Origin of the sequence: Phaeobacter italicus, from assembly GCF_001258055.1 — a bacterium.
Taxonomy (GTDB): Bacteria; Pseudomonadota; Alphaproteobacteria; order Rhodobacterales; family Rhodobacteraceae; genus Phaeobacter; species Phaeobacter italicus.
In genome coordinates this window covers 1-22,245 of sequence record NZ_CVRM01000022.1, presented here as the reverse complement: position 1 = coordinate 22,245, position 22,245 = coordinate 1, and the positions used below count along the sequence as shown (strand labels likewise).

18 protein-coding genes are annotated in these 22,245 nt (G+C 61.7%); 11 read left to right on the top strand and 7 right to left on the bottom strand.

The genetic code is table 11. The features are described 5' to 3' along the window. Window positions 1-104 precede the first annotated feature (104 nt). The 3 genes from NIT7645_RS08795 to NIT7645_RS08780 all read left to right on the top strand — a co-directional run bounded on the left by NIT7645_RS08795 (window position 105) and on the right by NIT7645_RS08780 (window position 2,763). Window positions 105-554, top strand: coding sequence for a c-type cytochrome (locus NIT7645_RS08795; RefSeq protein ID WP_037302634.1), 450 nt, complete (start codon window positions 105-107; stop codon window positions 552-554). A gap of 257 nt (window positions 555-811) precedes the next feature. Next, a complete protein-coding gene (gene idi, locus NIT7645_RS08785) occupies window positions 812-1,360 on the top strand; it encodes an isopentenyl-diphosphate Delta-isomerase (RefSeq protein WP_008560181.1) in 549 nt (182 codons plus the stop codon). Between the two features lie 146 nt (window positions 1,361-1,506). After that, window positions 1,507-2,763: a flavin-dependent oxidoreductase gene (locus NIT7645_RS08780; protein WP_050687077.1), complete on the top strand. Its 1,257-nt coding sequence runs from the start codon at window positions 1,507-1,509 to the stop codon at window positions 2,761-2,763. A 116-nt stretch (window positions 2,764-2,879) separates the two neighbouring features. Here the strand turns inward: NIT7645_RS08780 and glpK are convergent, their stop codons facing one another. The 3 genes from glpK to panB form a co-directional block, all read right to left on the bottom strand. Continuing rightward, window positions 2,880-4,364 carry a glycerol kinase GlpK gene (glpK, locus tag NIT7645_RS08775; RefSeq protein ID WP_050673986.1) on the bottom strand — a complete coding sequence of 495 codons (1,485 nt, stop codon included), beginning with the start codon at window positions 4,362-4,364 and terminating at the stop codon, window positions 2,880-2,882. A gap of 95 nt (window positions 4,365-4,459) precedes the next feature. Continuing rightward, a complete protein-coding gene (panC, locus tag NIT7645_RS08770; RefSeq protein WP_050686684.1) occupies window positions 4,460-5,311 on the bottom strand; it encodes a pantoate--beta-alanine ligase in 852 nt (283 codons plus the stop codon). 7 nt (window positions 5,312-5,318) lie between these two features. Further along, window positions 5,319-6,182, bottom strand: coding sequence for a 3-methyl-2-oxobutanoate hydroxymethyltransferase (gene panB / locus NIT7645_RS08765; RefSeq protein ID WP_050687074.1), 864 nt, complete (start codon window positions 6,180-6,182; stop codon window positions 5,319-5,321). Window positions 6,183-6,342: 160 nt separating this feature from the next. Between panB and NIT7645_RS08760 the strand changes: the two genes are divergently transcribed. Beyond that, entirely contained in the window at window positions 6,343-7,821 is a 1,479-nt protein-coding gene (locus NIT7645_RS08760; protein WP_050686681.1) for an ABC transporter substrate-binding protein, read from the top strand. A gap of 70 nt (window positions 7,822-7,891) precedes the next feature. Here the strand turns inward: NIT7645_RS08760 and NIT7645_RS08755 are convergent, their stop codons facing one another. After that, window positions 7,892-9,061: an acetoin utilization protein AcuC gene (locus NIT7645_RS08755; protein ID WP_050687069.1), complete on the bottom strand. Its 1,170-nt coding sequence runs from the start codon at window positions 9,059-9,061 to the stop codon at window positions 7,892-7,894. 263 nt (window positions 9,062-9,324) lie between these two features. Between NIT7645_RS08755 and NIT7645_RS08750 the strand changes: the two genes are divergently transcribed. The 5 genes from NIT7645_RS08750 to NIT7645_RS08730 all read left to right on the top strand — a co-directional run bounded on the left by NIT7645_RS08750 (window position 9,325) and on the right by NIT7645_RS08730 (window position 14,739). Then, on the top strand, window positions 9,325-10,272 hold the full coding sequence (locus NIT7645_RS08750; RefSeq protein ID WP_008559376.1) for an ABC transporter permease: 948 nt from the start codon (window positions 9,325-9,327) through the stop codon (window positions 10,270-10,272). 127 nt (window positions 10,273-10,399) lie between these two features. Continuing rightward, on the top strand, window positions 10,400-11,215 hold the full coding sequence (locus tag NIT7645_RS08745) for an ABC transporter permease (protein WP_050686679.1): 816 nt from the start codon (window positions 10,400-10,402) through the stop codon (window positions 11,213-11,215). Continuing rightward, a complete protein-coding gene (locus tag NIT7645_RS08740) occupies window positions 11,212-12,819 on the top strand; it encodes an ABC transporter ATP-binding protein (RefSeq protein ID WP_050686677.1) in 1,608 nt (535 codons plus the stop codon). Before NIT7645_RS08745 ends, NIT7645_RS08740 begins: the two co-directional genes overlap by 4 nt. Further along, window positions 12,816-13,289, top strand: a complete 474-nt coding sequence (locus NIT7645_RS08735) for a hypothetical protein (RefSeq protein WP_008559191.1) — start codon at window positions 12,816-12,818, stop codon at window positions 13,287-13,289. Before NIT7645_RS08740 ends, NIT7645_RS08735 begins: the two co-directional genes overlap by 4 nt. Further along, the gene (locus tag NIT7645_RS08730; protein WP_050686665.1) at window positions 13,282-14,739 is read left to right on the top strand and encodes an aldehyde dehydrogenase family protein; all 1,458 of its coding nucleotides are present in this window, start codon (window positions 13,282-13,284) and stop codon (window positions 14,737-14,739) included. Before NIT7645_RS08735 ends, NIT7645_RS08730 begins: the two co-directional genes overlap by 8 nt. 125 nt (window positions 14,740-14,864) lie before the next feature. Here NIT7645_RS08730 and pncB read toward each other — a convergent pair whose 3' ends face one another. The 3 genes from pncB to pncA form a co-directional block, all read right to left on the bottom strand. Continuing rightward, window positions 14,865-16,154: a nicotinate phosphoribosyltransferase gene (gene pncB, locus NIT7645_RS08725; protein ID WP_008562105.1), complete on the bottom strand. Its 1,290-nt coding sequence runs from the start codon at window positions 16,152-16,154 to the stop codon at window positions 14,865-14,867. Between the two features lie 65 nt (window positions 16,155-16,219). Beyond that, window positions 16,220-18,481, bottom strand: a complete 2,262-nt coding sequence (locus tag NIT7645_RS08720) for a PAS domain-containing hybrid sensor histidine kinase/response regulator (RefSeq protein WP_050687067.1) — start codon at window positions 18,479-18,481, stop codon at window positions 16,220-16,222. Window positions 18,482-18,554: 73 nt separating this feature from the next. Beyond that, window positions 18,555-19,148, bottom strand: a complete 594-nt coding sequence (gene pncA / locus NIT7645_RS08715) for a bifunctional nicotinamidase/pyrazinamidase (protein WP_050686663.1) — start codon at window positions 19,146-19,148, stop codon at window positions 18,555-18,557. Window positions 19,149-19,270: 122 nt separating this feature from the next. Between pncA and trhO the strand changes: the two genes are divergently transcribed. Further along, window positions 19,271-20,188: an oxygen-dependent tRNA uridine(34) hydroxylase TrhO gene (gene trhO, locus NIT7645_RS08710; protein WP_046211671.1), complete on the top strand. Its 918-nt coding sequence runs from the start codon at window positions 19,271-19,273 to the stop codon at window positions 20,186-20,188. 227 nt (window positions 20,189-20,415) lie between these two features. Further along, entirely contained in the window at window positions 20,416-22,068 is a 1,653-nt protein-coding gene (locus NIT7645_RS08705; RefSeq protein WP_050687064.1) for an acyl-CoA dehydrogenase family protein, read from the top strand. The last annotated feature ends 177 nt before the right edge of the window (window positions 22,069-22,245 follow it).

Here is a 22,245-nt window from a genome sequence, read left to right as displayed (position 1 = left end):
TGGGACCAACCGGCACCACGCGGGAATGCGTCAACACGTCCGTTTGACTCTTCCCGCCGCCGGGCGCGTATTGACCAAGCCAACTCAATTTTGGAGCAAGCGAAATGAAACTTATGACTGCTGTTGCGGCCCTCGGCCTGCTGGCCGCCCCTGCCTTCGCCGAAGGTGACCCGGACAAGGGCGAAAAAGGCTTCAACAAATGCAAATCCTGCCACATGGTCGTCTCTGATGCAGGCGATGTGATCATCAAGGGTGGCAAGACTGGCCCGAACCTGTGGGGTGTCGTTGGTCGCACCGCTGGCTCGGTTGAGGGCTTCAACTACGGTGATGACATCGTTGCCGCGGGCGAACAGGGCCTGGCGTGGGACGCCGAAAGCTTTGCCGCCTACACCGCAGACCCCAAGGGGTTCCTGCGTGAATACCTGGACGATTCCAAAGCGAAATCCAAAATGTCCTTCCGCCTGAAAAAAGGTGCCGAAGACATCTATGCCTTCCTCGCGCAGCACGGCCCGGCTGAGGCAGAGACCGCCAGCGAAGACGCAGCCACCAACTGATCCCGGCTGTCATCCATCTGCAAAAGCCGCGCGCCCCTGGCCGCGGCTTTTCGCACAATTGCCATATCGCAAATGCTGGTTTATCAGCCGGTCAGGATCGGCGCAGAGCCACTGCGCACCTGCCTTTCACGCTCAACCTGCTCACTTTCGTCACACCTGCTTCGGGACATGATGGGACACGATTTTCTGCTGATGACCTGCCTTTTTGCACGCTCCCTGCCGCACGGCCCAACGTCACACCTGCGAGAGGGCCACTGATGTCGCATATGATCCCGGCCTGGGTTGATGGCACGCTCACCCCGGTGGAAAAACTGGCCGCCCATCAAAAAGGGCTAAAGCACAAGGCGGTCTCTGTCTTTGTGGTCAAAGGCGGTGAAATCCTGATGCAGCGCCGCGCGCTTGGCAAATACCATACGCCAGGCCTGTGGGCGAACACCTGCTGCACCCATCCGCAATGGGATGAACCCTCCTCTGCGTGTGCCGTGCGTCGCATGAAAGAAGAGCTGGGCATCACCGGACTATATCCCGAATTCCGCCACCACCTCGAATACCGGGCGGATGTCGGCAACGGGCTCATCGAACACGAGGTTGTCGATGTCTTCCTCGCCCATGCCCACCGGCCCGTCAAACTGGCCCCAAACCCCGAAGAGGTCATGGAAACCCGCTGGGTGGATTATCACGACCTTCTCGCCGAAGTGCAGCGCCATCCGGATCGATTTACGCCCTGGCTCAAGATCTATCTCAACAGTTACTCAGACGTGATCTTTGGCCCCGACCTCAGCCTTGGCAGCGCCGAGGACAGCTGAACTCAGGCTCTAACAAGGGCGAAATGGCGCAACCTCTCCCGCCTTTGCCCTGTTGCCATCTGAACCCGGCTCCTGCCATGTTGCGCCACAAGAAACACAGGCAGGCTGCTGCCGCCAGCTGCGCGGCCAACCGGGGGATGGACAAGATGACCGTATTGATTTCAGGCGCAGGAATTGCCGGGCTGACCCTTGGCCTCACCCTGCACGACCTGGGTGTGCCTTTTCATATCTACGAAGCCACCCAAACGCTGAAACCCATGGGCGTGGGCATCAACCTTCAACCCAACGCAGTGCGCGAGCTGATCGATCTCGGGCTGGAGGATGCCCTCTCTGCCATCGGAGTTCGCACCGCCCAGCTCGGGTTTTATTCCAAACTTGGCAAGACCATCTGGGAAGAACCCCGCGGGCAGGCCGCCGGCTACAACTGGCCGCAGTACTCCGTCCACCGCGGGGAACTTCAGATGATGCTCTACCACGCGCTGGTAGAGCGGGCAGGCCACGATGTCATCACCACGGGCGCGCGTGCGACGGGGTATGACCACACCAGCGCGGGCGTTCGTCTTCACATCGAGGGCGGTCGCAGCGCAGAGGGCACCATGCTGATTGCAGCCGACGGCATCCACTCTGCCATCCGTGCCCAGATGTACCCCAACGAGGGCGCACCGATTTGGAATGGTCGCATCCTGTGGCGCGCGACAACCCGTGCCCCTTCCTTTCATGGCGGCGCCGCGATGGCGATGATCGGCCACGATCACCTGCGAATTGTTGCCTATCCGATCAGCCAGCCGGACGATGCAGGAATCGCCACGATCAACTGGATCGCAGAAAAACAATTCGACCCCGCTGCGGCCTGGAACCGTGAAAGCTGGAACCGCGCGGCAGATATCGCCGATTTCCTCCCGGATTTTGCCGAATGGCAATTCGACTGGATCGACATCCCGGCTCTGATCCGCGGGGCCGAGATCGTGTATGAATACCCGATGGTTGATCGCGATCCTCTGCCCGCCTGGCAGGACGGTCCGGTCACCCTGATGGGGGATGCCGCGCACCCCACCTACCCTGTTGGCTCCAATGGGGCGAGCCAGGCGATTGTCGATGCCCGGATCATTGGCGCACAGATGCTTGCGCTGGGTGTCACACAGCACGCGCTCGCCGCCTATGAAACAGCCGTGCGCCCGGTGACCACCGCAGTGGCCACCGCCAATCGCGCAGGCGGCGGGCCGGATGGCGTGCTGCAACAGGTCGAAGACCTCTGCGGAGGTGATTTCACCGACATCAACACCGTGATCCCGCACGAAGACCTGGCCGCCCATGCCGCCAAATACAAATCCATCGCGGGCTTCTCCATCGAAGAGCTGAATGCCCGCCCGGCAACGCTGCCACCCGGTGCAAGGATCGGCTGACACCGGCCGGGTACAACGAAAAACGCCGCGCAGTGCGCGGCGCCACGCCCAACTGTGGGGGCCTTTTCCTGAAAGGGCGCAAACAGGCGGGAGATCCTGCCGCCTGCAGCAAAGTGTTACACGCCGATAACCGCCTCAACCGCGCGTTTCCAGCGCGCATAGGCCGCATCCCGCACGTCAGCCTCCATCTGCGGTGTGAACTGACGGTCCAGCGCCCAGGTCTCGGCAAAGCCCGCCTGATCCGGATAGACCCCGGCACGCATCCCAGCCAGCCACGCCGCCCCAAGCGCCGTGGTTTCCTGCATCACCGGACGGTCCACAGCGGCCCCCAGAAGATCAGAGAGGCTCTGCATCGTCCAATCGCTTGCGCTCATCCCGCCATCGACGCGCAGCGTGACCTGGGTGTCACCATCCCAATCCGCCCGCATCGCTTCCCACAGATCGCAGGTCTGATAGGCCACCGATTGCAGCGCCGCGCGGGCAAATTCCGCAGGGCCCGAACCACGGGTAAGACCAAACATTCCGCCGCGACAGTCCGGCTTCCAATATGGCGCACCCAGCCCGGTGAAGGCAGGGACAAGGATGACGTCCTGACCGGGATCAGCCTGCATCGCCAAATCGCCAGTCTCTGATGCATTGGCAATGATCCCCAGACCGTCACGCAGCCACTGCACGGCGGCCCCCGCAATAAAGATGGAGCCCTCCAGCGCATAGGTTGGTGCACCATCCAGCTGATAGGCGATGGTGGTCAGCATCCGGTTCTGCGACACAACAGGCGTGTCGCCGGTGTTCAGCAACGCAAAACAGCCGGTGCCATAGGTTGATTTCATCATCCCCGGCTGGAAACAGGCCTGCCCGATGGTGGCTGCCTGCTGATCGCCAGCCACCCCCAGAATGGCGATCTCTCCGCCCAGAAACTCTTCCTTGGTGGTGCCGAAATCGGCGGCACAGTCCCTGACCTCCGGCAACATATCGCGCGGCACGCCGAGGAAGCCACAGATCTCGCTGCTCCAGCGTCCCTTGCGGATGTCATACATCAGCGTACGGGCCGCATTTGTCGCGTCGGTCACATGCGACGCACCGCCAGTAAGGCGCCAGATCAGAAAGCTGTCGACAGTGCCAAACAGCAGATCACCGGCCTCGGCCCGCGCCCGCGCATCCGGCACGGTGTCCAAAATCCACTTCAGTTTGGTGCCCGAGAAATAAGGATCCAGCAGCAGGCCCGTCTTCTGCCGCACACTGTCCTCATGGCCCGCGCTGCGCAGCTCTTCGCAGATTGCGCTGGTGCGGCGATCCTGCCAGACGATTGCGTTGTGGATGGGCGCGCCGGTGTGGCGATCCCAGACCACTGTGGTCTCGCGCTGGTTGGTGATGCCGATGCCTGCGATATCGCCAGCCTTGACGCCCTGCTCTGCCATCACCTTGCGGCAGACATCCAACGTCGTGCGCCACAGGTCTTCTGGATCGTGTTCCACCCACCCGGCCTGCGGGAAATGTTGGGTGAACTCCTGCTGGGCAGAGCCCACTGCCTGCATCTTTTCGTCAAACAGGATGGCGCGGGTCGAGGTCGTGCCCTGATCGATCGCCAGAATAAATGTCATCTCTGCCCCTCCCTGGGTCGTGTCGGAGCAGAGATTAGACGCAAAAGCGGTACCGCTACCAGCCCCTACTAATCGATTAGTTTGTCCAATCCGCCTCAGACCGGATCAACAGCGATATTGTCGATCAGCCGGATCCCATCAAGCCAGACCGCAACCAGCAGACGCGCGGGCCGGTCCGCGCGCTCCAGCGGTGCCAGAGTTTCGCCGCAGCGCAAGTCGAGATACTCCAGCTCCCCAAAGCCCTCCTCGCTCAGACGGGCCTTGGCGGCTGGCAAAATATCGTCAAACCGCCCCCCCGCCTGCAGCTGATCTGCCAGCTCCCGCAACACCGGATACAGCTGCCCGGCCTTGCCCAGCGCCTCTGGTGACAGGCGCATGTTGCGCGAAGACATCGCCAGCCCCGAGGCTTCGCGCACGGTGGCGCATCCATGCACGGTGATGGGAATATCCAGATCGCGGGCCATCCGGGTCACGACCATCAGCTGCTGATAGTCCTTTTCCCCGAAAAATGCCTCATCCGCACCGCTTTGCAGGAACAGTTTGGCCACCACAGTCGCCACACCGTCAAAATGGCCAGGCCGGAATTCGCCCTCCATCACATCGGTCAGCCCCGTAACAGAGACGGTTGTGGCATAGCCTTCGGGATAGATCTGATCGGGATCCGGCACATAGATCGCATCCACACCATAAGGGGCCAGCTTCTCTGCGTCCGCCAGTTCAGTGCGGGGATATTTCGCCAGATCCTCGGCATTGTTGAACTGCTTGGGGTTCACAAAAATCGTGACAATCACCCGGTCGCAGGCCGCCTTGGCCGCAGCAACCAGCGACAGATGCCCCTCGTGCAGCGCACCCATGGTGGGCACCAGACCAATGCGGGCACCCTCGCGGCGCCATTCGGAATGCAACGCGCGCAGATCGCTCAGGCGGCGCAGGATCGGGGCAGTCATGATGGGATCAGTCCTTTTGCGGGGCCTTGGACGCTGCCGTCTTGGCAGCCATCGGGGCCTGGTCTGCAAACACATGCTCGGGCGCGGGGAAACGGCGCGCGCGCACGTCGGCTGCATACTCGGAAATGGCGGCCTCTGCCAAGGGGCCGAGGTCGGCATAGCGTTTCACGAACTTGGGCTTGAAGGCCGTGAAAAAGCCCAGCATGTCATCAACCACCAGAATCTGACCATCACAGCCCGCGCTGGCACCAATGCCGATGGTGGGAATGGCAACCTCTGCGGTGATCCGATCCGCAAGCCCCTGCGGCACCTTTTCCAGCACCACGGAAAATGCCCCGGCATCGGCAACGGCACGGGCGTCGGCCAGCACGGCATCGACCTGCGCATCGCGGCCCTGCACCTTGTAGCCACCAAGCGTGTTGATTGACTGCGGCGTCAGGCCAATATGCGCCATCACCGGAATGCCACGTTTCACGAGAAAGCGGATGGTTTCCGCCATCTCCACGCCACCCTCCAGCTTTACCGCGCCCGCGCCGGTCTCCGCCATCAGGCGCGCGGCATTGCGAAACGCCTGCGCGGGGCCTTCTTCATAGCTGGCGAACGGCATGTCGATCACCATCATCGACTGGCTCAGCCCACGCGCGACGGCCTGCCCGTGCAGGATCATCATCTCCATGGTGACCCCCAGCGTGGACGTCAGCCCATGCAGCACCATGCCGACGCTGTCGCCGACCAGCACAAAATCGCAATGACCGTCCATGAACTGCGCCATCGGTGTGGTATAGGCGGTCAGGCTCACCAGCGGGGTGCCGCCTTTGCGGGCGCGAATATCCTCGGCGTTGGGTGCCATTTTGCGGGCCGTTGCACTCATGATGCTGTCCTCTCCGTTCGCATTGCGCACCGCTAGCAATTTACGCTGCGCGCTTCTAGGGGGCGAAATGTCCCGTCAACCTTGATTACCTGACGGAAAATGCGGAACAGTTTTCCTAAAGGTCACAAAATACGGCCACCACCAGAGGGAGACACCACCGATGACACGACTGCCATTCCTGTTTGCCGCCAGTTCCGCACTGGCCATTCTGGCGGGGGCCGCATCCGCGCGCGACACCGTCACCGTGGCCCTTCAGCTGGAACCGCCGCATCTTGACCCCACCAGCGCCGCTGCGGGCGCCATTGATCAGGTGCTTTATTCCAACGTCTTCGAGGGGCTCACCCGCTTTATGGGCGACGGCTCTGTTGTGCCGGGCCTTGCCGAGAGCTGGGAGATCTCAGAGGATGGGCTGACCTATACCTTCCGCCTGCAGGATGGCGTGACCTTCCATGATGGCACCACGATGGACGCAGAGGATGTGAAATTCAGCCTCGATCGCGCCCGCGCCGAGGATAGCACAAACGCGCAAAAAGCACTGTTTGCCGATATTGCCAGTGTGGATGTCGTTGACCCGCTGACTGTCCAGATCACCCTGTCACAGCCCAACGGCAATCTGCTGTTCAACCTCGCATGGGGCGATGCCGTCATCGTCGCACCAGAGAGCATCGACACGATCAAGACCACCCCCGTTGGCACTGGCGCCTTCACCTTCACCAACTGGGTGCAGGGTGATCGCATCGACCTTGCCCGCAACCCCAACTATTGGGGAGACACCCCGGCGCTAAGTGCGGCGACCTTTAAGTTCATCTCTGACCCGACCGCCGCCTTTGCCGCGATGATGGCTGAGGATGTGGATGCCTTCTCCGGCTTCCCCGCGCCAGAGAACCTGCCCCAGTTCGAGGCCGACCCAAGGTTCCAGGTTCTTGTTGGCTCCACCGAGGGTGAGACGATTCTGTCGATCAACAACAAACAGGCGCCCTTCGACAATCCCAAGGTCCGCGCCGCCGTGGCCCATGCGATCGACCGGCAGGCGATCATTGATGGCGCAATGTTTGGCTACGGCACCCCGATCGGCACCCATTTCGCGCCCCACAACCCAGCCTATGTCGACCTGACCGGCACCAGCGCCCATGACCCGGAGAAAGCCCGCGCACTGCTGGCAGAGGCGGGCCTGGCCGATGGCTTCACCACCACGCTGCACCTGCCGCCGCCGTCCTACGCCCGCCGGGGGGGAGAGATCATCGCCGCGCAACTGGCCGAGGTCGGCATCACCGCCGAGATCATCAACGTGGAATGGGCGCAGTGGCTGGAAACCGTGTTCCGGGGCAAGAATTTCGGTCTGTCGATCGTCAGCCATACCGAACCGATGGATATCGGCATCTATGCCCGGCCCGATTACTACTTCCAGTATGACAACGCGGCCTTTCAGGACCTGATGGCAGAGCTGACCGGCACCACCGATCCCGACGCCCGCACCAAGATGCTGCAACAGGCGCAGGAGATCATTGCCAATGACTATGTGAACGGCTTCCTGTTCCAGCTGGCATCATTGAGCGTCGCCAAGGCCGATCTGCAGGGGCTCTGGGCCAATGCCCCGACACAGGCCACCGATCTGACGGCGGTGAGCTGGGCAAAATAAGCCCCAAAACCCCAGGATCAGAGCCACAACAGCAGCGCCCCAAGCGGGCGCTGTTTTCTGTTTCAGCCGTTCAACCCAGCCCCCGACGCCGGCGCAGCATGGCAACCGACTCGCGAATCTGATCGCGCACGGGGCCGGGGCGCGGATCATCGCGCAACGTGGTGAACCAATGCTCTGGCGGATTGCGGCCCAGACGGTGGCCCTTGAACTCCAGCCCGCGCAGGACCTCCTCAGCCGTCGGTGGCAGACGGTCGGGGATCTCATGCCCGTTCAGGGTCGCCCAAACCCCGGTCCACAGCCGCCCGACGGACCAGGGGTTATACCCGCCACCGCCCAACACCAGATAGCGCGGCGCAAGCGACCGCAGCGCCGCGACCACCGACCAATGGGCATTGTTGGACAGGTCCAGATGCGCCAGTGGATCCTCGGTGACCGCATCTGCCCCGCATTGCAGGACCACCGCATCCGGCGCAAAATCCGCCACCGCAGGCAGGATCAGCTCCTCGCGGATATAGGCCATCTCACTGTCATTGAACCCACGCGGCACTGGCAGATTCAGCGCGCTGCCCCCCGCATCATCGGCCAACTGACCGGTCTTGGGCCAGAGGTTTTCCTCGTGCGTCGAGATCATCAGCACGTCCGGATCGCCGGCAAAACCGTGCTCGACCCCATCTGCGTGATGGGCATCGATGTCCACATAGGCAATCCGCTGCGCCCCGTGATGGCGCAGGGACAGCATCGCCAGCACCGGATCATTGAGATAGCAAAACCCATTGGCCCGATCCGGCATGCCGTGATGTGTCCCGCCCGCCGGGTTGTAGACCACGCCACCGTCCCGCAGCAGCTCTCCCGCCAGGATAGAACCGCCAGCCGCCGTGGCTGGCCTGCGAAAGATCTCTGGAAAGACGGGGTTCGAAATCGTCCCGATGTTGAACCGCGCCTTGACCTCTTCGCTGACCTCTTGCGCGACCTCAGCCGCCTGCAACGCCGCAATGTAGTCGGGGCTGTGCCAGCTGTGCAGCGCCGCAGGCTTGGCACGCGGCGAGGCGCGGTACTGGCTCAGCGGCAACCAGCCCATCGACCGCGTCAGGTCCATCACCGTGGACACACGCGGTACCCGCAGCGGATGCATTCGCCCATAGCTGGAGCCGCGATAGATCTCGGAGCCGATGAACAGCGGGGCGTCCGCTTCGGGAACGGCAATCACATCCAGCGCCTCATCAGCGACGCTCTCGGACATTGGGTCAGGGGAGAGGTTCAGGTCATCCAGCGAAATCTCAGTCATGAGCCCAGAGATAGCCCGGAACGCCCCCGCGCCAAACCCAAAGACCCAGGCCGCCCAAGCCAAGATCGAAAACAGACAAGGCACCTGCGCGATAGACGCACGAATGCCACCACAACATGCCCCCTATACAGTTGGAAATTGGAAATTTTTCTGCTTTTGCAAGGGATCGGTGGCGCCCCCTCTGGACCCGCGCCCGACGCCCCCCTAACCTGCCGCTGATGGGACGCTACTTTGCCAAACGCCTGCTGTCGCTGATCGTCAGCCTTGTGGTTGCCTCTTGGGTGATCTTTTTCGTGATCGAAATTGCACCCGGTGATCCTGCGTCCTTTATGCTGGGGATCAACGCCCAACCCGACACGATCGCCGCCCTGCGCAGTGAACTGGGCTTGGACGAGGGGAAAGTCACCCGCTACATCAATTGGTTCACTGGCATGTTGCAGGGCGATTTCGGCACCTCTTACACCTATCGCACACCGGTTGCGCAGATGGTTGCAGATCGGCTCTGGGTGTCGCTGCCGCTGGCGATCTATGCGCTGACCCTCTCTACGCTGATTGCCCTGCCCGCAGGCATCTATGCCGCCGCGCGCCGGGGCAAATCAGGCGATATCGCGGTGATGGGGGCAACCCAGCTGGGGGTTGCGGTGCCAAACTTCTGGTTTGCGATGATGCTGGTGCTGGTCTTTGCCATCAATCTGCGCTGGTTCAGCGCCGGGGGCTTTGTCGGCTGGGAGGCAGGGCCGCTCGCTGCGCTGCATTCCCTCACCCTGCCCGCCATCGCGCTCGCCCTGCCACAGGCGGCCATCCTGGCCCGTGTCATGCGCTCGGCGCTTCTCGACATTCTGGGAGAGGATTTCATCCGAACCGCCCGCGCCAAAGGTCTGAGCCAGCGGCAGGCCCTATGGCGGCACGGGCTGCGCAACGCGCTGATCCCGGTGCTGACCATCATCGGGTTGCAGTTTTCCTTTCTGCTGGCAGGCGCGATCATCATTGAACAGGTGTTCTACCTCCCCGGTCTGGGGCGGCTGGTGTTTCAGGCCATTTCCGCCCGCGATCTGATCGTGGTGGAGAGCGTCGTGATGCTCTTGGTTTTTGCCGTGATCATGGTGAATTTCCTGGTCGATCTGACTTACGCGCTGGTTGACCCGAGACTGCGGGGGCGCGGATGACATACCAAACGACCCTCCCGACAGGACGGCGCCCGAGCCTGGGTGGGTGCAAAGCGCCCTCCCGTGGGGAGGGTCGGGCGCTGCCCGACCTGTCGGCCGGACGAGCCGTATCAACGCGAGGCCCCCGATGACCCGTAGTCTCTTTCTTGGTGGTATCCTCTCCGCGCTGGTGCTGCTGGCAGCATTGCTGTCCTTCATCTGGACACCCTACGACCACACCGCCCTGAACATCCCCGCCAAATTGCAGGCGCCAAACGCGGAACATTGGCTTGGCACAGATCACTTTGGCCGCGATATCCTGTCGATGATCATGGTCGGCGCGCGCACCTCGATTGCGGTGGCGCTGGTGGCGGTGGGGATCGGCATGGGGCTTGGCGTGCCTTTGGGACTGGCCGCTGCGGCCAAACGGGGTTCCTGGCTGGACGAAGGCATCATGCGGGCCAATGATCTGGTCTTTGCCTTCCCGTCGCTGGTCATCGCCATCCTGATCACCGCAATCCTTGGCGCCGGTGCGATCAATGCAATCATCGCCATCGGCATTTTCAACATCCCTGTCTTTGCCCGCGTGACCCGTGGCGCGGCGCTGTCGCTTTGGCAGCGGGAATTCATTCTCGCCGCCCGTGTCGCTGGCAAGGGGTCGGCGCGGATTTCGGCAGAACATATTCTGCCCAATGTTGCCAACCTGCTGATCGTACAGGGCACCATCCAGTTCTCGCTCGGCATTCTGGCCGAAGCAGGTCTCAGCTATGTGGGCCTTGGCGCCCAGCCGCCGGTGCCCAGCTGGGGCCGGATGCTGGCCGATGCGCAGACCATGGTCAGCCTCGCCCCGCATATGGCGCTGGTGCCGGGCTGTGCGATCATCCTCACCGTTCTCGGCCTGAACCTGATGGGGGACGGGCTGCGCGACTGGCTGGACCCGAAATTGCAGGGGGGACGGGCATGACGCTGCTTGATGTGACCAACCTGTCGCTTTCCATCGGGGCGTTTCCGATCTTGCGCGATGTCTCTTTGTCGGTTGATCCCGGCGAGATCCTTGCCATCACCGGCGAAAGCGGATCGGGCAAATCGCTGACGGCGCTCACCATCCTGCGTCTGCTGCCCAACTGCACCCGCCTGTCTGGGCATCTCAGCCTTGAGGGACAGGACCTGTTGGCGCTGAGCGAAGAGCAGATGTGCGACCTGCGCGGCCACAAGATCGGCATGGTGTTTCAGGAACCGATGACCGCGCTAAACCCGGTGCAGAGCATTGGCGATCAGGTGATGGAAACCATCCTCCTGCACAGCAGCGCAACCAGAACCGAAGCCGAAGCCGAGGCCCGCAGCCTGCTGGATCGGGTTGGCCTGCCTGCCGACCGCTTCCCGCTCAGCCGTTATCCCCACGAACTGTCCGGTGGGCAACGTCAGCGGGTGGTCATCGCGATGGCCATCGCCATGCGCCCCGCGCTGCTGATCGCGGATGAACCGACAACTGCACTGGATGTGACCACGCAGGCGCAGATCCTTGATCTGCTGCGCGATCTGGTGCGCGATTACGGCATGGGGATGATCATCATCACCCATGATCTGGCCGTTGTGGCCGACATGGCGGATCACATCGTGGTCATGCGCAAGGGAGAGGTGGTGGAAACAGGGAGCACCAAGCAGCTGCTTGCCACCCGGCGGCACCCCTATACGCAAAAGCTCTTTGCCGCATCGAACCACCAGGCCGATCTGCCGCCGCCGGTCACGACGGACCCGCAGAGCGCTCCGCTGCTCGAGGTACGCAACGCGGTGCGCGACTATCCCCTGCCCCGCAAACGCCTGTTTGCACCAGCAGAACACATGCGCGCGGTGGACCACGTCAGTTTCGCCCTGCATCGTGGCGAGCGGCTGGGGCTGGTCGGTGAATCCGGCTGCGGAAAATCCACCCTGACCCGCGCCATCCTGGGGCTCGAACCCCTCCAAGGGGGCGAGATCTTGCTGGATGGCTCCCCCCTGTCGGGCAAGGGGCTGACGGCAGAGCAGCGGCGCAAGATGCAGGTGGTGTTCCAAGATCCCTTTGGCAGCTTCAACCCCCGCCACAAGGTGGCGAGGCTGATCACCGAACCCTTCCACGGGGTGTCGGATGCCCCAACCGGACAGGACCGCGACAACCGCGTGGCCGAAGCACTGATCGCGGTGGGGCTCAATCCCGAGGATGCAGATCGCTACATCCATCAGTTCTCTGGTGGCCAGCGTCAGCGCATTGCCATTGCGCGCGCACTCATCACGCGGCCAGAGCTGATCCTGTTTGACGAAGCCGTGTCTGCGCTGGATGTTTCCGTGCGGGCGCAGATCCTCGACCTGCTGGCGGAACTGTGCAGCGCCTATGGGCTGAGTTACCTTTTCATCAGCCACGATCTACATGTGGTGCGCAGCATGACCGACCGCTGTCTGGTCATGCAAAAAGGTCAGATCGTAGAACACGGCCAGACCGAAGATCTCTTTTCCGCGCCACAACATCCATACACGAAATCCCTGATTGCGGCCGCCCCGGTGCTGCCCGATCTGGCAACGGGGGCGGCATGAGCTTTCGACTGACCTTGATCCTGCCACGCGAACGCGCGCGGCTTGCAGCGGCGCTGACCCGCTATTACTCCGAGATCGCCCCGGATCTGCGGATCGACCCAAGCGAACGCGCGGGCCAGATGCTGCACCGCAAGGATGTCACCGCCTTCTGGATCCGCCAGGATGAAGACCGCATCGGCTTTGCGATCGTGCTGAACCTGCCAGAGGACCGGCGTGAGCTGTCAGAATTCTACATCTGCGACACCAAGCGCAGGTTGGGCTATGGCCATGCAGCAGCCAGCCTGATTTTTGCTGAATTCCCCGGCTACTGGCGGATGGGCATCTCGGCCGGATCCCCCAATGCGGTGGCGTTCTGGGGCACCTGTCTCAGCGCGATCAAGGGCGTCGAGCAACTGCGCGACGGCGCGCCATTTACCGAACATCAGATCAAGAGTTACAGTTTTCACATCGCAGGAGCCCAGAATGACTGACGCAGCGCCGCTTTGGTTTGATCCCGCACTCTGCCTGATTGATGGCCGCTGGCAGGCGCCTGCCGGGGGTGAGACCCTGCCGCTGACCAACCCGTCGGATGGCAGCCCTCTGTGCCAGATCGCCCGCGGTGACGTGCGCGATATCGACGCCGCCGTTGCCGCAGCCCGCGCCGCCCTGGAAGGGGATTGGGGAGAGATGACCGCAACCGATCGCGGGCGTATCCTCAGCCGGATGGGTCAGATGGTGCTGGAGCGCTGTGAGACGCTCGCCCAGCTGGAGGCGATGGATGTCGGCAAGCCACTGACGCAGGCGCGCGCCGATGCCGTGGCGCTGGCACGGTATCTGGAATTCTACGGCGGCGCGGCAGACAAGCTGCATGGGGACACCATCCCCTATCAGGCTGGCTACACCGTCTACACGCTGCGTGAACCGCATGGTGTCACCGGGCATATCGTACCCTGGAACTATCCGATGCAGATCATCGGGCGTTCTGTCGGGGCCGCACTGGCGATGGGCAATGCCTGCGTTCTGAAACCCGCTGAGGAGGCCTGCCTGACCGCGCTTGCCTTTGCCCAGATCGCGGTAGAGGCAGGGTTGCCCGCTGGTGCGCTGAACGTGGTTCCGGGCATCGGCGCCGAGGCAGGCGCGGCGCTGGCGGGGCATCCGGGGGTTGACCATATCTCCTTTACCGGGTCGGTCAGAACCGGCGCGCTGGTGCAGCAGGCGGCAGGGGCCAATGTGGTGCCCGTCACGCTGGAACTGGGCGGCAAATCTCCGCAGTTGGTGTTTGACGATGCCGATCTGGACGCAGCCCTGCCGTTTCTGGTGAATGCAGGGATCCAGAACGCAGGCCAGACCTGTTCCGCCGCCTCGCGCATTCTGGTGCAGCGGGGTGTCTACGATCAGGTGCGTGCCGCGATGGCCGAGGCCTACAGCAAGCTGACCGTCGGGCCGGCCTTGTCCGATCTGCGTTTGGGCCCGCTGATTTCCACCCGCCAGAAAGAGATCGTAGAGGGCTATCTGGCAAAGGGTGCCGATCTGACGATCGCGGCCCAGGGTGTCCTGAGTGACACGGCCAGCGACAGGGGCGCCTATGTGCGGCCCACGTTGTTTGCCGATGTCGCGGCGGATCATCCCCTGGCACAGGAGGAGATCTTTGGCCCGGTGCAGGTGCTGATCCCCTTTGAGGATGAGGCCGAGGCGGTCAGGATTGCCAACAGCACCGATTACGGCCTGGTTGCAGGCATCTGGACCCGCGATGGTGCGCGGCAGATGCGGCTGGCCAAACGTCTGCGGGCCGGTCAGGTGTTTCTGAACAACTACGGTGCCGGTGGCGGGGTTGAGCTGCCTTTTGGCGGGGTCGGCAAATCGGGGCACGGCCGCGAAAAGGGCTTTGAGGCGCTTTATGGGTTTTCGCAGCTGAAGACCGTCGCAGCCTATCACGGCTAAACCGACATTGGTATTTAGGTCATAGGGTCTGCCCGATTGTTTCGCGTGCGAAACATTGGGGCAGATCTATTGCCGCAACTTGTTGGGAACTCCGCGATATTCACCCCCAAATGGGCGGAGTATTGCTAGACGATTACCGCCTGGCTGTCCTGTTCACCAACGCCAAACACCCGTTTGTAGCGCTGGATTTCATCCGCCGGGCCCATCGCCTTTTCAGGATTGTCTGAGAGTTTGACAGTCGGGCGCCCATTGGCTGAAACCGCCTTGCACACCAGCGAGAAGGGCGCCAGCGCATCATCCGGCACCAGCCCGCGAAAATCATTGGTGAGCAGGGTGCCCCAGCCAAAGGAAACTTTGGTCCGGTCAGAGAACTGCGCGTGCAGTTCCTTGATCTTGGCCACATCCAGACCATCAGAGAAGATCACCCGCTTGTCTTGCGGGTCCTCGCCGCGCTCCTGCCACCAGCGGATCGCCGTTTCCGCGCCACCAGCCGGGTCTCCGCTGTCAATGCGGATCCCAGTCCAGCCCGCCAACCAGTCAGGCGCGCGATCAAGGAAGCCCTTGGTGCCATAGGTGTCGGGCAGAATGATGCGCAGATTGCCCTCGTGTTCCTCGTGCCAGTCGGACAGCACGTCATAGGGCGCCTGCGCAAGGGCTGCATCATCCTCTGCCAGCGCCGAATAAACCATGGGGAGTTCATGGGCGTTGGTACCGATGGCTTCCACCTCGCGGCGCATGGCGATCAGGCAGTTGGAGGTGCCGGTGAACTTGTCGCCCAGCCCTTCCTGCATTGCCTGCACACACCAATCCTGCCAAAGGAATCCGTGCCGCCGACGGGTGCCGAAATCAGCAATGCTGAGGCCGTCAATCTCGCGCAGCTGTTCGATCTTTTCCCAGACGCGGGTCATCGCGCGGGCATAAAGCACCTGCAATTCAAACCGCCCCATGCTGTTGATCACCGCGCGACTGCGCAGTTCCATCAGCACCGCAAGTGCGGGAATTTCCCAGAGCATGACCTCAGGCCACTTGCCCTCGAATGTCAGCTCGTACTGGTCGCCTTTGCGCTCCAGCTCGTATGGCGGCAGGCGCAGCCCCTCGAACCATTCCATAAAGTCGGGGCGGAACATCTGGCGTTTGCCATAAAAGGTATTGCCGCGCAGCCAGGTGCTTTCACCGCGGGACAGCGACAGCGAACGGATATGGTCGAGCTGTTCGCGCAGCTCCCCTTCGTCAATCAGCTTGGCCAGCGGAATATGTTTGGACCGGTTGATGAGAGAGAAGCGGACATTGGTATCGCGTCTGTTGCGATAGACCGACTGACACATCAACAGCTTGTAGAAATCCGTGTCGATCAGCGACCGCACGATCGGGTCGATCTTCCACTTGTGGTTATAAACGCGGGTTGCAATGTCCACAGGCGGGCCTCATCCATCGTGTTACACTGGTTGATAAAACAGCGCTGCCGCAGGGGCAAAGGAAATCAACCCGCAGCGCGGCTGGCGACCTGCTGGCAATGCTTGCGCAGAACCGCAATCAGATCTGAACGGTTGATCGGCTTGCTGAGGAAATCATCCATTCCGGCGCGCAAACAGGCCTCTCTGTCGGAGTCAAAGGCATTGGCGGTCAGGGCGGTGATAATAGGCTGGGCGATTTCCATCTCGCGAATTGCTTCTGTCGCCTCAAGGCCGGTCATGACCGGCATCGACATATCCATGAGAATAACGTCTGGGCGGAAATCCACGGCCTGCTCCACCGCTTCGGAGCCGTCCATGGCAAATGCCAGCTCTACCGGTTCGTCCTGCAGATATTTTTCGATCAGGAGACGATTGATGCGATTGTCTTCCGCCACCAGAACCCGCAGCCCATCCAGCGCGTTGTCCTGATAATCGCTGATCTGCGCATTTTCGACGACCGCATCGCCGGTGGCCGGGTTCATCCGCAGATAGGCCGAGAACGTCGCGCCCTGACCCAGTTCAGAGCGCACGGTGATATCCCCGCCCATCGCCTCGCACAGAAGCCGCGAGATGGTCAGGCCCAGCCCCGTGCCGCCAAACCGGCGGGTGATGGCAGCATCTGCCTGGGAAAAACGTTCGAATATCCGGCTTTGTTGTTCCGGTGCGATCCCGATACCGCTGTCTTTTACCGAAAAGCGCAGGGTCATGTGATCACGGGTGCGGTCAGCGTTTACAGAGACTGCTACCGCGCCGTCGTCGGTGAATTTCACCGCATTGCCAACAAGGTTGAGGATCACCTGCCGGAGCCGACGGTCATCACCGTTGAGAAGCTGCGGCACATCCTCGGCAACATCGAGATGAAGCTGGATGCCCTTTTCCTGGGCCTGCGGTTCGAACAGCTTGAGCGTTTGCTGGAAACAAGCGCGCGGATCGAAATCAACCTCGCTCAGCGTGACCTCTCCGGCGTCCATCTTGGACAGATCAAGGACATCATTTATCAGCGACAGCAGCGTCCGGGCAGAACCCAGAATGGTATCCGCGTAAAGGCGCTGTTCCTCGTCCAGCTCTGTTCGTTCCAGCATCTGTGCCATGCCGATCACCCCGTTCATCGGGGTGCGAATTTCATGGCTCATCGTGGCGAGAAATTCGGATTTGACGCGCGCCCCTTCTTCGGCTGCGATACGGGCATCATTGAGCTGCTGTTCATATTGCTTGGCTGCGGTCATGTCCCGTTCAACCGCGATGACGGTTTCAACCGACCCATCTTCACGCAGCATCGGAACCTGATTGGTTTCGAGCCAGATCAGCTGACCGTCCTTGCGGCGGTTGCGGATTTCCAGACGGAAGGGTTTGCCAGTCGCGCGGCCGGCTTCGAGTGCGTCAATGACCGCCTGATCCGTATCTTCGCCATTCAGAAGCTCCCCCGGCAGTTTCCCTATGGCTTCGTCGTATTGGTAACCGGTGATGCGGCTAAAGGCTTCGTTCACCCAGGTGATACGCCCATCAGAATCCATCAGGAAAACGCTGTCATTGGCGTTTTCGGCCACGACCGCCAACCGTTCAGACTGCAGCTGCTGGGCCTGTAGCTTGGCGTTGATCTGCTCCAGCTGCTTGTTTTGCAGGGCCACCGCCAAAGTGTTCTTGCGACTGCGGTGAAACCTTTTGGTGATGAAGTTCACAAAGAAAATGACGCTCAGATAGAGGATCAGAAGACCAGCCAGCTGAAAGGCATGAAAGGCCTCGAACTCCGGCTCGCCAATCGCGCTCCAGACGACGCTGAGAAGGGCTGCTGCAGCAAAAACCAGAAGGCGCACAATGCCCGCCATCGGGTGATGCGGCAGGCTGACCGTGGCATTGATCGCGGCCCCGATCAGAATCCCAAGAGAGAACAGGGTTGCGGCATGGGTTTCATGCAGATCAGCAGGCCCCGGATCCATGAACAGCCCCGGCGCGCAGGCAACAAATGCAACGGATGCTGCCTGAATGAGGGCTGTGACAGTGGACAGACGCAGCAAAGGGCGCACCGGTGTCGGCCGTTCGACCGGTGAAATGCGGCGCAGGTACATCGTATCGATCGTGTCACCGACCACGGCCACCAGGAAACAGATCAGGCCGATGCTGGGTGACAACAAAATCCCGATGAGCGTCGCGAGAAGGACAAAGGTGCTTTGACGGAAGAGGTAATACCGCACACGCCCATTGGCGTAGCGGTTCATCAAACCGCGACGGCTGTAGCGACGGTGATAGGTTTCCAAAGGCCCATCAGTATTCTGGGCGGACCGCTGCACCAATTGTCAAATCCCTAGTGGCAATACCAATACCCAATATCAAGAAAGAGTTAACAACTTATCGCTGCATACCCTAGATTAACGCAACCCCCGCGTTTTTCATTTTATCAATGGCCGCTTGAAGCGAGCCATCCAGATCGATCGCCCGACATGCCGCCAGATCCACCGTCACGTCATAACCCAGACGGGCCGCATCCAGCGCAGAAAATGCAACGCAGAAATCGGTTGCGAGCCCTGCCAGTGTAAGCGCGCCTATGCCCCGCTCTTGCAGGTAGCCGTGCAAGCCGGTTGGCGTGCTTTGATCGTTTTCAAAAAACGCAGAATAGCTGTCGATCTGGCGGCGATATCCCTTGCGAATGATGAGATCCCCGGAAAGACCCAGATCAGGATGGAACGCAGCGCCGGGGCTGTCGATCACGCAATGATCGGGCCACAGGACCTGCGGACCATATGGCATGTCGATCATCTCATAGGGGGCTTTGCCCGGATGGCTGGAGGCAAAGGAGCTGTGAGCGGCCGGGTGCCAGTCCTGAGTGTAGATCACGGCATCATGCTCTGCCATCAAGGCGTTGATCGGGGCGACCACCGCGTCCCCGCCCGGAACAGCCAGCGCACCGCCCGGGCAGAAATCATTCTGCACATCAATCACGATCAGGGCCTTGGTCATATCGCTCTCCGCTTGGACGTCATGAAGCTCAGACCTCTAGGGGTACGCGGAGGGGTGGCGTGCGTCAATTCTCGCCTGCTCTGGCGCTTGCAGGAAACAGAGCCGTTGTGTAAGGCCAAGGCATGTATACGATCGCTGCACTCTATCATTTCACCCGTTTCGAAGACCCCGCTGCGCTGAAGCCCGCCCTTTTGGAGCTGTGCGAGGCAAATGCCGTCAAGGGCTCGCTGTTGCTGGCGCAGGAAGGGATCAATGGCACCATTGCAGGCCCCCGCGCAGGTATCGACGCGGTGCTCGCCCATATCCGGGCCTTGCCCGGCTGCGCTGGTCTGGAATGGAAGGAAGCCGAGAGCGACCATCCCCCCTTTGGTCGGATGAAGGTCCGTCTGAAAAAGGAAATCGTCACCATGGGCCAGCCGGACGTCGATCCGCGCGCCAGTGTTGGCAACTATGTCGAACCTGAAGAATGGAATGACCTGATCCGTCAGGACGATGTTGTGGTGATCGATACCCGCAACGACTATGAAGTGGCGATTGGCACCTTCGAAGGGGCAATCGACCCACAGACTGCCAGCTTTCGGGAATTTCCCGCCTGGTGGGAAGAAAACAAGGACCGCTTTCACAACAAACGGGTCGCCATGTTCTGCACCGGCGGGATCCGCTGTGAGAAATCCACCAATTTCCTGATGGGTCAGGGCGTCGAGGACGTCTATCACCTGAAGGGCGGCATCCTGCGCTATCTCGAAGAAATGCCCGAAGAAAACAGCACCTGGCAGGGTGAGTGTTTCGTCTTTGACAACCGGGTGTCTGTCGGCCACGGCCTGAAGGAAGGGCCGCATGAGCTGTGCAATGGCTGCCGCCGCCCGATCCTGCCCGAGGACAAAGCCCATCCCGCCTATGAGGCCGGTGTGTCCTGCCATCAGTGCATCGATGAGACCTCTGAAGCAGACAAGGCGCGTTTCCGCGAACGACAGAAGCAGATGCGCCTGGCCCGCGAGCGCGGCGAAGACCACCTTGGCCATCTCCCGCTGAGCGGATAAAGCCACCGCTGTCGCCCGGACGCTGCAGACCGGTTTTCCTGCACCTTGCGCCAGCGGCCCCATTCAGACCCACAGACATGACCCCCCGCAGCAATTGCCGGGGGTTTTTTCTGTCGTGACGTGGGGTTCTGTCTCCTGCTCCCTCGCGTCAGACTTGTCAGCAAGGGCCCCAGGCCCGCAGCCTGTCGACACCCTGCCCCAATCCGCCCCGAGACAGGAGCATGAACATGCCGCCAAGACGCTCCATAGCCCAGTTGCCCACCCACGAGGTCGCCAATACGCCGCCGCATCTGGGGGATCAGGATCTCTGGTCGCAGGACATCGTGTTGCAGGAAGGGGTTCTGCGCGAAGGGGCGGCCGGATCTGTCGCGAAACTCGCCCAATTTGGCAAGGATGCAGGCCGCGCCGAGGTGATGGAACAGGCGGATGAGGCCAATCGCCATGCCCCCGAACTGCGGGCCTTTGACCGATACGGTATGCGCATCAACGAGGTGCGGTTTCACCCCTCTTATCACGCGCTGCAGGACCTGGCCGTCAGCAACGGCCTGTCAAACCATGCCTGGCGCAACCCTGGCCCGGGCGCCCATGTGACCCACGCGGCGCTCAACTACATGCTGAACCAGATGGAGGGCGGCGTCATGTGTCCGCTCGCCATGAGCTACGCCGCTGTCCCGGCGCTGCGCACCACCCCTGATGTCGCCGAGGACTGGGTTCGCGGGCTTTTGTCCCAGCGCTATGACCGACGCGATATCCCTGCATCCGAAAAAACCGGGCTGCAAATGGGGATGTTCATGACCGAAAAACAGGGGGGATCGGACGTTCGCGCGAACAGCACACAGGCCGTCCCGGATGGCGCAGGATACCGGCTGACAGGGCACAAGTTCTTCTGCTCGGCCCCGATGTCCGATGCCTTCTTGACCCTGGCCTATGCGCCCGGCGGTCTGTCCTGTTTCCTCGTGCCCCGGTTTACCCCGGATGGCGCGCGCAACAGATTTTATCTGCAACGCCTCAAGGACAAGCTCGGCAACCGCTCCAACGCCTCAAGCGAGATGGAGCTGCAGGACACATGGGGGATCCTCGTGGGACCAGAGGGGCGCGGCGTGCGCACCATCATCGACATGGTTCAGGGCACAAGGTTTTACTGCGCCTTTGGCTCTGCCGCATTGATGGGACAAGGCCTGCTGCAGGCGGTGCATCACACACGCCACCGCGCCGCCTTTCAGCGCCGCCTGATCGACCAGCCGCTGATGCAGAATGTTCTGGCTGATCTTGCATTGGAAACCGAAGCCGCCCTCACCCTGTCCTTGCGCCTGGGCCGCGCCATTGACGAGGCCGAAGCAGGCGATGCACGTGCCGGCAAACTGGCCCGGATCGGCACTGCCATTGCCAAGTTCTGGATCTGCAAGCGGGCAATCCAACATGCGGCTGAAACAATGGAATGCCATGGCGGCCCCGGCTACATCGAAGAAAGCCCGATGCCCCGCCTCTATCGCGAGGCACCGGTCAATTCGATCTGGGAAGGCTCCGGCAACGTGATCTGCCTCGATGTTCTGCGCGCTCTGCACAAGGATCCAGAAACCGGCGAGGTCTTTCTGGAGGAGCTCGCCGCAGCCCGTGGCGGCAACCGCGATTTCGACCAGGCGCTTGCGCGGCTGCAACAGGATCTACCATCCATGGTGGCAAACCCGGCATCCGCCCGGCACCTCAGCGAACAGATGGCGGTTCTGTGGCAGGCCTCCCTGTTGATCCGTCATGCGCCGAGTTTGGTGTCAGATGCCTTTTGCAGCTCGCGACTTGGCAGCCGCTGGTCGGGCGTTTTCGGAACGCTCCGGGGAGATGCGGTGTCACGTGCCTTGGTCGATCGGGTCGCGGCTGTGTAGGTCGCGTCTGTCCAAGCTGTGCCCGAGTGCCGTGCTGCGCTGGCGTTTTTTGGTGCTTGCCCGAGGTGGAACGCAGAGGGCCCCGCCGGAGCGAGGTTAGGGGCTTTGATATTTTGGGTTATTTGGTTGCGGGAGTAGGATTTGAACCTACGACCTTCAGGTTATGAGCCTGACGAG